Origin of the sequence: Pseudomonas wuhanensis (assembly GCF_030687395.1) — a bacterium.
GTDB lineage: Bacteria > Pseudomonadota > Gammaproteobacteria > Pseudomonadales > Pseudomonadaceae > Aquipseudomonas > Aquipseudomonas wuhanensis.
On the sequence record NZ_CP117430.1, the window covers coordinates 1,989,412 to 2,003,348 of the forward strand.

Annotated in this window: 2 protein-coding genes; both read left to right on the top strand. The window is 62.5% G+C overall.

Going from position 1 to position 13,937, the window contains the following annotated elements; all coding sequences use genetic code 11:
- Positions 1-30 precede the first annotated feature (30 nt).
- The gene (locus tag PSH88_RS09165; protein WP_305483517.1) at positions 31-13,014 is read left to right on the top strand and encodes a non-ribosomal peptide synthetase; all 12,984 of its coding nucleotides are present in this window, start codon (positions 31-33) and stop codon (positions 13,012-13,014) included.
- Positions 13,015-13,094: 80 nt separating this feature from the next.
- Positions 13,095-13,907 (top strand): alpha/beta fold hydrolase, encoded by an 813-nt coding sequence (locus PSH88_RS09170; RefSeq protein ID WP_305425911.1) that lies wholly within the window; start codon positions 13,095-13,097, stop codon positions 13,905-13,907.
- Positions 13,908-13,937: the final 30 nt, after the last annotated feature.

The window sequence follows — 13,937 nt, forward strand, 5'->3', positions numbered from 1 at the left end:
CTTGCAAGCCGAATTCAGGCAGGAAACCTCATGACCGACGCGTTCGAACTCCCCAGCACACTGGTCCAAGCCCTTCAGCGCCGCGCGGCCCTGACGCCGGATCGGGTGGCCTTGCGTTTTCTCGCCGAAACCCAGGATCAGGCTGTGGTGCTCAGTTATCGTGAGCTCGATCAACGGGCGCGAACCATTGCCGGCGCGTTGCAGGCCGAGACGTCGTTTGGCGATCGCGCGGTGTTGCTGTTTCCCAGCGGCCCGGATTACGTCGCGGCGTTTTTCGGTTGCCTGTACGCAGGCGTCATTGCGGTGCCGGCCTATCCGCCTGAGTCGACCCGCCGTCATCACCAGGAACGCCTGCTGTCGATCATCAGCGATGCCGAACCGCGCTTGCTGTTGACCAGCGCCGACCTGCGCGACGCGTTGCTGCAAATCGACGAGGCGCCGCCGCTGCTGTGTGTCGACACCCTCGACAGTGCCTTGGCTGAGCATTGGGTTGCGCCAGACTTGCACGGCGATCACATTGCTTTCCTGCAATACACCTCCGGCTCCACGGCGTTGCCTAAAGGCGTGCAAGTCAGCCACGGCAACCTGGTGGCCAACGAACTGCTGATTCGCCACGGATTCGGCATCGATCTGAACCCCGACGACGTGATCGTCAGCTGGTTGCCGCTGTACCACGACATGGGCTTGATCGGCGGCCTGTTGCAGCCGATTTTCAGCGGCGTGCCGTGTGTGTTGATGTCGCCGGCGTACTTCCTCGGTCGGCCATTGCGCTGGCTGGAGGCGATCAGCGAATACGGTGGCACTATCAGCGGCGGGCCGGATTTCGCCTATCGACTGTGCAGCGAACGGGTCAGCGAATCAGCGCTGGAACGCCTCGACCTGAGTGGCTGGCGCGTGGCGTATTCCGGTTCCGAACCGATTCGCCTCGACACCCTTGAGCGCTTCGCCGAGAAGTTCGCGGCCTGTGGCTTTACATCGGACAGCTTCATGGCTTCCTACGGCCTGGCGGAAGCCACGCTGTTTGTTGCCGGCAGCCCGCGCGGTCAGGGCATACCGGCGTTGCACGTGGATGATCAGGCCTTGGCGCAGAACCGTGCCGAGCCGGGCGATGGCAGTCCGATCATGAGTTGCGGCATCAGCCAACCGGATCACGCAGTGCTGATTGTCGATGCCGTATCGCTTGAAGAACTTGCCGACAATGCGGTCGGTGAAATCTGGGCTGCCGGGCCGAGCATCGCCCATGGCTACTGGCGCAACCCCGAAGCCACGGCCAAGACATTCGTCCAGCACGCCGGTCGTACCTGGCTGCGCACCGGCGACCTGGGCTTTTTGCGTGATGGGGAACTGTTCATCACCGGCCGCCTGAAAGACATGCTGATCGTTCGCGGTCACAACCTCTATCCGCAGGACATCGAGCAGACCATCGAGCGTGAGGTGGAGGTGGTGCGCAAAGGTCGCGTGGCCGCATTCGCAGTCAACATCGAGGGGCAGGAAGGCATCGGCATCGCCGCGGAAATCAGCCGCAGCGTGCAGAAAATCCTTCCACCCGAGGCGCTGATCAAAGCCATCCGTCAAGCGGTGGCCGAGGCGTATCAGCAAGCGCCGAGTGTGGTGGTATTGCTCAATCCGGGAGCGCTGCCGAAGACATCCAGCGGCAAATTGCAACGTTCGGCCTGCCGCAATCGTCTGGCCGATGGCAGCCTCGACAGCTATGCGCTATTCCCGTCGGCAGACATCGCAAACCCATCTGAAACTGAATCGGGCTCCGAGCTGCAAACCCTGATCGGCCAGATCTGGTGTGAGCAATTGCAGGTCAAGCAGGTCAACGCCGACGATCACTTCTTCCTGCTCGGCGGCAACTCCATCGCCGCCACTCAAGTGGTCGCACGCCTGCGTGAAGCGTTGGGGCTGGAGCTGAATCTGCGCCTGTTGTTCGAAGCGCCCACCCTCGGCGCATTCGCTGCCGCGCTCGCCCGGCAACAACAGGATGGCGGCGTGGCCCAAGGCGCGATCATGCCCTTGTCGCGCAGTGACGCCATGCCGCAATCGCTGGCGCAAAACCGTTTGTGGATCACCTGGCAACTCGACCCGCAGAGCAGCGCCTACAACATTCCCGGTGCCTTGCGCCTGCGTGGCGAACTGGACGAAGACGCCTTGCGCGCCAGCTTCCAGCAACTGATCGAACGTCACGAATCCCTGCGCACACGGTTTTTCGAACGTGATGGCGTAGCCCTGCAACAGGTCATTGCTGTTGGTGAGTTCAACCTGCAAGTGATCGACATCAGCGACCTGCCGACCGTCGAGCGTGAAGCCCGCGCGCAGCAAATCCGCGAGAGCGAAGCCCGCACCCGGTTCGATCTGGAGAAAGGCCCGCTGCTCTGGGTGACGTTGGTGCGCCTCGACGATGAGGATCATCAACTGCTGGTGACCCTGCACCACATCATCGCCGACGGCTGGTCGCTGAACGTGCTGATCGACGAATTCTCGCGGCTGTACGCGACCGCTTCTCAAGGCCACACCGCCAGCCTTCCCGCCTTGCCGACGCAATACGCCGACTACGGCAGTTGGCAGCGCCAGTGGTTGGCGCAAGGGGAGGGCGAGCGTCAACTCGCTTACTGGAAAGAGCAGTTGGGCGTTGATCATCCGACCCTGAGCCTGGCCACCGATCATCCGCGTTCGGCGCAACACATTCACAGCGCCGCCCGCCACACGCTGCGTTTGGACGCGAGCCTGAGCGATGCCATTCGCCAGACTGCCCAGGCCCATGAATCGACGCCGTTCATGCTGTTGCTCGCGGCATTCCAAAGCCTGCTGCATCGCTACAGCGGTCAACGCGACATCCGCATCGGCGTGCCGAATGCCAACCGTCCGCGCCTGGAAAACCAAGGGCTGATCGGCTTCTTCATCAACACCCAGGTGCTGCGCGCCGAGGTGGATTCGCGACTGCCGTTCATTGAATTACTGGCGCAAACCCGTCAAGCCGCATTGGGCGCGCAAGCGCATCAGGATCTGCCGTTCGAACAACTGCTCGAAGCCTTCCCGCAGGCCCGCGAGCAGGGCTTGTTCCAGGTCATGTTCAACCACCAGCAACGGGATCTCAGTGCGTTGCGTCGCTTGCCGGGACTGCTCGCCGAAGAGCTGCCGTGGCACAGTCGCGAAGCCAAGTTCGACCTGCAACTGCACAGCGAAGAAGACCGCAACGGTCGCCTGAGCCTTTCGTTCGACTACGCCAGCGAGTTGTTTGACGTGGCGACTATCGAGCGACTGGCCGAGCATTTCGCCAACCTGTTGCGAGCCATTTGTGAGCAACCGAAAGCCGCTATCGGCGAGCTGCAACTGCTGACCCCGAGTGAGCACGATCAGCAATCCGCCTGGAGCGCCGCACCCTGCACACCGGCCAGCCAATGGCTGCCGGAGTTGCTCAACGACCAGGCGCGCCAGACCCCGGAGCGCACCGCGCTGCTGTGGGATGGTGGCAGCCTGGACTTCGCTGAACTGCACGCCCAGGCCAACCGCCTGGCGCACTACCTGCGCGACAAAGGCGTCGGCCCGGACGTGTGCGTGGCCATCGCCGCCGAGCGTTCGCCACAGTTGCTGATTGGCTTGCTGGCGATCATCAAGGCTGGCGGCGCTTATGTGCCGCTGGACCCGGATTACCCGGCCGAGCGCCTGGCCTACATGCTCAGCGACAGTGGCGTCGAGCTGCTGCTGACCCAAACCGAACTGCTCGACCGCCTGCCGGCCACCGATGGCGTCAGTGTGATCGCCATGGACGCCCTGCATCTGGAGAACTGGCCAAGTCATGCGCCGGGTCTGCATCTGCACGGCGACAACCTGGCCTACGTGATTTATACCTCCGGCTCCACCGGTCAGCCGAAGGGCGTTTGCAACACCCATGCGGCGCTCGCTGAACGCCTGCAATGGATGCAAGCCACCTACCGTCTGGACCAGACCGATGTGCTGATGCAAAAGGCGCCGATCAGTTTCGACGTGTCGGTGTGGGAATGCTTCTGGCCGCTGATCACCGGGTGCCGCCTGCTGCTCGCCGGTCCCGGCGAACACCGCGATCCGCATCGCCTGGCGCAACTGGTCCAGCAATTCGGCGTGACCACACTGCACTTCGTACCGCCGTTGCTTTCATTGTTCATCGACGAACCGCTCAGCGCCGAATGCACCAGCCTGCGCCGACTGTTCTCCGGCGGCGAAGCCTTGCCCGCCGAACTGCGCAATCGCGTACTGGAGCACTTGCCGGCAGTGCAACTGCACAACCGCTACGGCCCGACCGAAACGGCGATCAACGTCACCCACTGGCACTGCTCAACGGCTGATGGCGAGCGCTCCCCGATTGGCCGGCCATTGGGCAACGTGCTGTGCCGGGTGCTCGACAATGACCTCAATCCGGTACCGGCCGGTGTGCCGGGTGAACTGTGCATCAGCGGTATCGGTTTGGCCCGAGGTTACCTCGGTCGTCCAGGTTTGACCGCGGAACGCTTTGTGGTCGATCCGCTGGGCGAGCAAGGCACACGTCTGTATCGCACCGGCGACCGTGCCCGCTGGACCGCCGACGGCGTGATCGAATACCTCGGTCGTCTCGATCAGCAAGTCAAACTGCGTGGTTTTCGTGTTGAACCGGAAGAAATTGAAGCGCGTCTGTTGGCGCAGCCCGGAGTCGCCCAAGCGGTGGTGCTGGTGCGCGAAACGGCGGCGGGCGGGCAGTTGATCGGTTACTACACCGCCGCCGATTCCACCGAAGACGTCGATGTTCAAAGCGCACGCCTGAAAGCCGCGCTGGCGGCTGAGCTGCCGGAATACATGGTTCCGGCGCAACTCATGCGTCTGGATGAAATGCCCCTGGGCCCGAGCGGTAAACTCGACCGGCGCGCCTTGCCTGAGCCCCAGTGGCAAGTCCGCGAGCACGTCGAACCAGTCACGGCCCTTGAGCAACAAATCGCCGGTATCTGGCGCGAAGTGCTGGGCCAAACGCAGATCGGCCTGCGCGACGACTTCTTCGCCCTCGGTGGCCACTCGCTGCTGGCCACGCAAATCATTTCCCGCACCCGCCAGGCCTGCGACGTCGAGTTGCCGTTGCGGGCGCTGTTCGAGGCCAGTGAACTGGGCGCGTTTGCCGAACAGGTTCGCTTGATCCAGGTCAGCGGCAAAACCAACAAACAGCCGCCGATCGAGAAAGTCGATCGCAGCCAACCGGTGCCACTGTCCTATTCCCAGCAACGCATGTGGTTCGTCTGGCAAATGGAACCGGACAGCCCGGCCTATAACGTCGGCGGCATGGCGCGGTTGCGCGGCGTGTTGGATGTCGGGCGTTTCGAAGTGGCGCTGCAAACGCTGATCATGCGTCACGAAACCCTGCGCACGACCTTCCCGAGCATCGACGGCGTGGCCCGGCAACAGGTGCATCCGGACACCGGCCTGCGCATGGACTGGAAGGATTTTTCCGCGCTGGCGGTCGACACCCGTGAACAACGGGTACAGCAACTGGCCGATGACGAAGCCCATAAGCCTTTCGATCTGGAAACCGGGCCGCTGCTGCGTGCCTGCCTGGTCAAGACCGCCGAGCAGGAGCATTACTTCGTCCTGACCCTGCACCACATCGTCACCGAAGGCTGGGCGATGGACATCTTCGCCCGGGAACTGAGCGCGCTCTACGAAGCCTTCGTCGATGACCGCGATTCGCCGCTGCAACCGCTGCCGGTGCAGTACCTGGATTACAGCGTGTGGCAGCGCCAGTGGCTGGAGTCCGGCGAACGTCAGCGTCAGCTCGATTACTGGACCGCGCAACTGGGCCGCGAACATCCGCTGCTGGAATTGCCGGCCGATCGTCCGCGTCCGCCGGTGCAAAGCCATCAGGGCGAACTGTTCCGCTTCGACCTGAGCGATGACCTTGCGGCGCGGGTTCGTGCCTTCAACGCCTACAACGGTCTGACCCTGTTCATGACCATGACCGCAGCGCTGGCGGTGCTGCTTTACCGCTACAGCGGCCAGACCGATCTGCGCATCGGTGCGCCGGTAGCCAACCGCATTCGCCCGGAAAGCGAAGGGCTGATCGGCGCGTTCCTCAACACTCAAGTGCTGCGTTGCCAGCTCGACGGGCAGATGTCCGTCGGCGAGTTGTTCGAGCAGGTTCGCCACACCGTGATCGAAGGCCAGTCCCATCAGGATCTGCCGTTCGATCATCTGGTTGAAGCCTTGCAGCCAACCCGCAGTGCGGCTTACAACCCGCTGTTCCAGGTGATGTGCAACGTGCAGCGCTGGGAATTCCAGCAGAGCCGCACCCTGGCCGGGATGACCGTCGAGTACTTGGCCAACGATGCGCGAGCGACCAAGTTCGACCTTAACCTGGAAGTCACCGACCTCGACCATCGCCTCGGTTGCTGCCTGACCTACAGCACCGATCTGTTCGACGAACCGCGCATTGCGCGCATGGCCGGGCACTGGCGCAATCTGCTGGAAGCGTTGCTCGCCGATCCGCAACAACGCCTCAGCGAACTGCCGTTGCTGGAAGCCAGCGAACAGCAAAATCTGCTCGATAGCCTCGGCATCGAGCCGGGCGAACATCGCCTCGATCAATGCATCCATCACCTGTTCAGCGAGCAGGCGCTGGTGCGCAAGGACGCGCCGGCTCTGACGTTCGCCGGGCAAACCCTGAGCTACGCCGAGCTCGACAGCCGCGCCAATCGTCTGGCCTGGATGCTGCGCGAGCGCGGTGTCGGGCCGCAGGTTCGGGTCGGTCTGGCGCTTGAGCGTTCGCTGGAGATGGTCATCGGCTTGCTGGCGATCCTCAAGGCTGGCGGCGCCTATGTGCCGCTGGACCCGGAGTACCCGCTGGATCGCCTGCACTACATGATCGAAGACAGCGGCCTCGGTTTGCTGCTCAGCGATGCGGCGATGTTCGCGGCGCTCGGTGAATTGCCGGCCAGCGTCGGCCGCTGGTGCCTGGAAGAAGACGCCGCTGCACTGGCCAACTACCCGGCCAGCGAGCTGCCATTCATCAGCCTGCCGCAACATCAGGCGTACCTGATTTACACCTCGGGCTCTACCGGTAAACCGAAAGGCGTGGTGGTGTCCCACGGTGAAATTGCCATGCACTGCCGCGCCGTGATCGAACGCTTCGGCATGCGCCCGGATGACTGCGAGTTGCACTTCTACTCGATCAACTTCGATGCCGCGACCGAGCGTCTGCTGGTGCCGTTGTTGAGCGGTGCGCAAGTAGTTCTGCGAGCTCAAGGCCAGTGGGATGCGCAAGAAATCTGCGGGCTGATTCGTCGCCATAACATCAACATCCTCGGCTTCACCCCAAGCTACGGCAGCCAGTTGGCGCAATGGCTGACGACCCAGGGCGAAACCCTGCCGGTGCGTATGTGCATCACCGGTGGCGAGGCCCTGACCGGCGAACACTTGCAACGAATTCGCGCGGCGTTTAAACCGAGCCTGTTTTTCAACGCTTATGGCCCGACCGAAACCGTGGTCATGCCGCTCGCCAGCCTGGCACCCGAGCAACTGGAAGAAGGGCTGGGCAGCGTGCCAATTGGCAGCGTGATTGGCGCTCGCGTCGCTTACATCCTCGACGCCGATCTGGCGTTGGTGCCGCAAGGCGCGACGGGAGAATTGTTTGTCGGTGGTGCCGGTCTGGCGCAGGGGTATCACCAGCGCCCGGGCATGACCGCCGAACGGTTTGTTGCCGATCCTTTTGCAGCGAACGGCGGACGTTTGTACCGCACCGGCGACCTTGTTCGTCAGCGTGCCGATGGTCTGGTGGAATACCTCGGCCGTATCGACCATCAGGTGAAGATCCGTGGTTTTCGCATCGAACTGGGCGAGATCGAAACCCGTTTGCTGGAACACGAATCCGTGCGTGAAGCAGTGGTGCTGGCCCTCGACGCACCGAGCGGCAAGCAGTTGGTCGGCTACCTGGTCACCGACGTCGCCGAACAGGATGAAACGCAACAAGCTGCATTGCGCGAAGCGCTGAAGGCGCACCTCAAATCTCAGTTGCCGGATTACATGGTGCCGACGCACTTGATCCTGCTGGCCAGCATGCCACTGACCGCCAACGGCAAGCTCGACCGCCGCGCACTGCCGGCCCCGGACCCGGAGTTGAATCGTCAGCAATACGTGGCGCCGAGCAACGAACTCGAGCTGACCCTGGCTGGCATCTGGTGCGAAGTGCTGAACGTGCAGCAGGTCGGCCTCAACGACAATTTCTTCGAACTGGGCGGCGATTCGATTCTGTCGATCCAGGTGGTCAGCCGTGCGCGGCAGAAGGGCATCCACTTCAGCCCGCGTGACCTGTTCCAGCACCAGACCGTGCAGACGCTGGCCGCCGTCGCAACCCGCACCGAGCAGATCACCGCCGAGCAAGGCCTGTTGAGCGGTGAATCGCGTTTGACACCGATTCAGCACTGGTTCTTCGACACTGAAATCCCGCAGCGTCAACACTGGAACCAGGCGTTGCTGCTGGAGCCGACCGTGGCGCTCGATCCGCATCGTCTGGAGCAAGCGCTGCTGGCGGTGATCGAACAGCAAGACGCTTTGCGCTTGCGCTTTACCGAAGTCGCCGGCCATTGGCAGGCCGAGCACCAGGCGGTTTCCGACGCAGCAGTGCTGTGGCAGGTGAAAGTGCCGGCCATAGACAAATGCGTGGCGCTGTTCGCCGATGCCCAACGCAGCCTCGACCTTGAGCAAGGGCCGCTGATGCGGGCGCTGCTGGTGGATGATCCCGAGGGGCAACAACGGCTGTTCATTGCCATTCACCATCTGGTGGTGGACGGGGTGTCGTGGCGGGTTCTGCTGGACGATCTGCAAACGGTTTATCGTCAACTCGAATCCCGGCAGTCAGTAAAACTGCCGGCGAAAACCAGTGCCTTCAGGGACTGGGCTGCACGCTTGCAGGCTTATGCCGGCAGCGAATCCCTGCGTGAAGAATTGAGCTGGTGGCAGATGCAATTGGCCGGCCCCAGCGCTGAATTGCCATGTGATCGTCCGCAGGGCGGACAGCAAAATCGTCACGCGCAAACCGTCAGCGTGCGCCTCGACAGCGAGCGCACCCGCCAACTGTTGCAACAGGCGCCGACGGCCTATCGCACCCAGGTCAACGACTTGCTGCTGACCGCATTGGCCCGTGTGTTATGCCGCTGGAGCGGTGATGAATCGGCGCTGATTCAACTCGAAGGCCACGGCCGCGAAACCCTGTTCGACGAGATCGACCTGACCCGCACCGTCGGCTGGTTCACCAGCGCCTATCCGCTGCGCCTCACCCCCGCGAATGAGCAGGGTGCGTCGATCAAAGCGATCAAGGAGCAACTGCGCGCGGTGCCGCACAAAGGCCTGGGGTATGGCGTGCTGCGTTACCTGGCCGATGACCTGTGCCGGCAGACCATGGCCGCGCTGCCGGAGGCGCCGATCACCTTCAATTACCTTGGCCAGTTCGACCAGAGTTTTGGCAGCGATGCGCTGTTCCGTCCGCTCGATGAGCCGGTCGGCGCGGCCCATGATCCACATGCTCCGCTGCCCAACGAGCTGAGCGTCGACAGTCAGGTGTATGGCGGTGAGTTGGTGCTGCGCTGGACCTTCAGCGCGGAACGTCACGACCGGCAAACCATTACCGACCTGGCGCAGGCGTATCTGGGCGAATTGCAGAGCCTGATCCAGCACTGCCTGAGCGACCACGCGGGCGGCCTGACGCCGTCGGACTTCCCGTTGGCCAGACTGACTCAGCCACAACTCGACGCACTGCCGGTTCCTGCGGCGATGATCGAAGACGTCTATCCGCTGACCCCGATGCAGGAAGGCATGCTGCTGCACACCTTGCTCGAACCGGGCACCGGCCTCTACTACATGCAGGACCGCTACCGCATCAACAGCGAACTCGACCCCGAGCGTTTCGCCCTGGCCTGGCAAGCGGTAATCGCCCGTCACGAAGCCTTGCGCGCATCGTTCTGCTGGAACATCGGCGAAGACATGCTGCAAGTGATCCATAAACCGGGCAGCACGCCGATCGAGTATCTGGACTGGAGCGCGGTGGCCGAAGCCGAGCAAGAGCCGATGCTGCAGGCGCTGCTGAAAAGCGAGCGCGAGGCCGGGTTCGATCTGCTCAATCAGGCGCCGTTCCACCTGCGCTTGATCCGCGTGGGCGCGGCGCGCTACTGGTTCATGATGAGCAACCACCACATCCTCATCGATGCCTGGTGCCGTTCGCTGCTCATGAACGATTTCTTCGAGATCTACACTGCCCTCGGCGAAGAGCGGGAAGCGCAACTGGCCGTGCCGCCGCGTTATCGCGATTACATCGGCTGGCTGCAACGCCAGAGCCTGGCCGAGGCGCGGCAGTGGTGGCGGCAGAACCTGCAAGGTTTCGAGCGCACCACGCCGATTCCGAGCGACCGGCCGTTCCTGCGTGAACATGCCGGCGACAGCGGTGGCATGATCGTCGGCGACCGCTACACACGGCTCGATGCCCGGGATGGTGCGCAATTGCGCGAACTGGCCCAAGCCCATCAGCTGACCATCAACACCTTCGCCCAAGCGGCGTGGGCCCTGGTGCTGCGTCGCTTGAGCGGTGATCGCGACGTGCTGTTTGGCGTCACGGTGGCCGGGCGTCCGGTGGAAATGCCGGAGATGCAACGCACCGTCGGGCTGTTCATCAACAGCATCGCCCTGCGGGTGAAAATGCCCGAAGACGATCAGCGTTGCAGCGTTCGTCAGTGGCTAACCGGTTTGCTCGACAGCAACATGCAACTGCGCGAGTACGAGTACCTGCCGCTGGTAAGCATCCAGGAAAACAGCGAACTGCCGAAAGGCCAGCCGCTGTTCGACAGCCTGTTCGTGTTCGAAAACGCCCCGGTGGAAGTCTCGGTGCTGGACCGTGCGCAGAGCCTCAACGCGACCTCGGATTCGGGCCGCACCCACACCAACTTCCCGTTGACGGCGGTGTGTTATCCGGGTGATGACCTTGGCTTGCACCTGTCTTACGACCAGCGTTATTTTGACGAATCAACGATCGAGCGCATGCTCGGCGAATTCAAGCGACTGCTGCTGGCGCTGGTCGAAGGTTTCCATGGCGACATGGCCGATCTGCCGCTGCTGGGCGCAGAGGAGCAGGACTTCCTGATTCACGGCTGCAACCAGAGCGAACATGATTATCCGCTGGAGCAGAGCTACGTCGAACTGTTCGAAGCGCAGGTTGCCGAGCATCCGCAGCGGATCGTCGCCAGTTGTCTCGATCAGCAACACACTTATGTCGAGCTGAACCAGCGCAGCAACCGTCTCGGCCACGAGCTGATTGCGTCGGGAGTTTGCCTGGATCAGCCTGTGGCGCTGCTCGCCGAACGTAACCTCGATCTGCTGGGCATGATCATCGGCAGCTTCAAGGCCGGCGCCGGTTACCTGCCGCTGGACCCGGGCCTGCCGAGTCAGCGCCTGAGCCGGATCATCGACCTGAGCCGCACGCCGTTGCTGGTCTGCACTCAGGCGTGTCGTGAACAAGCCATCGCACTGCTGGAAGAGTTCGGTTGTGCCAACCGACCTCGATTGCTGGTCTGGGAAGACGTGCAGGCGAGCGACGTTTCGGTGGCCAATCCGGGCATTTACAGTGGCCCGGACAACCTCGCCTACGTGATCTACACCTCGGGCTCCACCGGCCTGCCGAAAGGCGTGATGGTCGAACAGTGCGGCATGCTTAATAACCAGTTGAGCAAGGTGCCGTACCTGAAATTGAGCGAGGCCGATGTGATCGCCCAGACCGCCTCACAAAGCTTCGATATTTCGGTCTGGCAGTTCCTCGCGGCGCCGTTGTTCGGCGCTCGGGTGGACATCGTGCCGAACAGCATCGCCCACGATCCGCAGGGGTTGCTGGCCCATGTTCAGAGCCAGCGCATCACCGTGCTGGAAAGCGTGCCGTCACTGATTCAGGGCATGCTCGCCCAGGACCGCATGAGCCTCGATGGCCTGCGCTGGATGCTGCCGACCGGTGAAGCGATGCCGCCGGAACTGGCGCATCAATGGTTGCTGCGTTACCCGGAGATTGGTTTGGTGAACGCCTATGGCCCGGCGGAATGTTCGGACGATGTGGCGTTCTTCCGCGTCGACCTGGCTTCGACGCGCGGCAGTTATCTGCCGATTGGCACGCCAACCGACAACAACCGTTTGTACCTGCTCGATGGCGCGCTGGAACTGGTGCCGTTGGGGGCGGTGGGTGAGTTGTGCGTGGCCGGCATCGGCGTGGGCCGTGGCTATGTGAGCGATCCGTTGCGTACCGCTCAGGTGTTTGTGCCAAACCCGTTCGGCGCACCGGGTGATCGTCTGTATCGCACCGGGGACCTGGCCCGACGTCGCAGTGACGGCGTGCTGGAATACGTCGGGCGCATCGACCATCAAGTGAAGATCCGCGGTTACCGCATCGAACTGGGTGAAATCGAGGCGCGTCTGCATGAACAGCCGGAAGTCCGCGATGCGGCGGTCGGGGTGCAGGAGGGCGTCAACGGCAAGCACCTGGTCGGCTATCTGGTGGCAGCGGATTCGGCGCTCAATCCAAACGAACGACTGGAGCGTATCAAGCAACGTCTGCGCGCCGAGTTGCCGGAGTACATGGTGCCGCTGCACTGGCTGTGGCTCGACAAGCTGCCGCTCAACGCCAACGGCAAACTCGATCGAAAGGCCTTGCCGGCGCTGGAAATCGGCCAGTTGCAGAGCCAGGACTATCAGGCGCCGCGCAATGAACTGGAACAGACACTGGCGGATATTTGGTCTGAGGTGTTGAAGGTCGAGAAGGTCGGTGTGCGTGACAACTTCTTCGAGCTCGGTGGGCATTCGCTGCTGGCCACACAGATCGCCTCGCGGGTGCAAAAAGCCCTGCAACGCAACGTGCCGCTAAGGGCGATGTTCGAGTGCAGCACGGTGGCGGAGTTGGCCCAGTACATCGATGGGTTGGCGGCGAATGACATTACTGAGGAGAAGGTGGATCGGTTGAATGACCTGATGGCAGAGCTGGAGGGCCTTTAACCCGGGTTGACTGCCGAGCCTATGGGGCTCAGGCTTCCCGTGCCTTTTCAATGGATCAGATTTCACCAGGGAGACAGTCGATGCCCTTCGTAACGGTTGATGGACAAGCGCTTCACTACATAGATCAAGGCACAGGCCCTGCGGTGCTGCTGGCGGGCAGTTACCTGTGGGACCAAGCCATGTGGGCGCCGCAGATTACGGCGCTGTCGCAGCACTATCGGGTCATCGCTCTGGACCTGTGGGGCCATGGCGAATCCGGACGGATGCCCGAATGCACAAAGTCGCTGGATGACGTAGCACGTCAGGCGCTGGCCTTGCTCGATCATCTGGACATCGACCGCGTCACGCTGGTCGGTCTTTCGGTGGGTGGCATGTGGGGCGTTCGCCTGGCGCTGTCGGCACCGCAACGGCTCAACGGTCTGGTGTTGATGGACACCTACGTCGGCGTCGAACCGGAACCGACCCGCCAATACTATTTCTCGCTGTTCAAGCAGATCGAAGACAGCGGTGTGATCTCGCCGCAACTGCTCGATATTGTGGTGCCGATATTCTTCCGTCCGGGCATCGATCCGCAGTCGACGCTGTTTCAGGATTTCCGGGCCAGACTGGCGGCGCTGCCGGCTGACCGCCTGCGTGAAAGCATCGTGCCGATGGGGCGGATTACCTTTGGGCGTGATGATCTGTTGCCGCGTCTGGGTGAACTGAACCCTGAAACCACGCTGTTGATGTGCGGCGATCAGGACAAGCCGCGGCCGCCGTCGGAAACCAAGGAAATGGCCGAGTTGATCGGTTGCCCGTATGTGCTGGTGCCGGAGGCGGGGCATATCTCTAATCTGGAGAATCCGCAGTTCGTGACTGAGGCTTTGCTGGCATTTCTAGCTCAGAGAAATTAGTCGGTCATACAGACGCCATCGCGGGCAAGC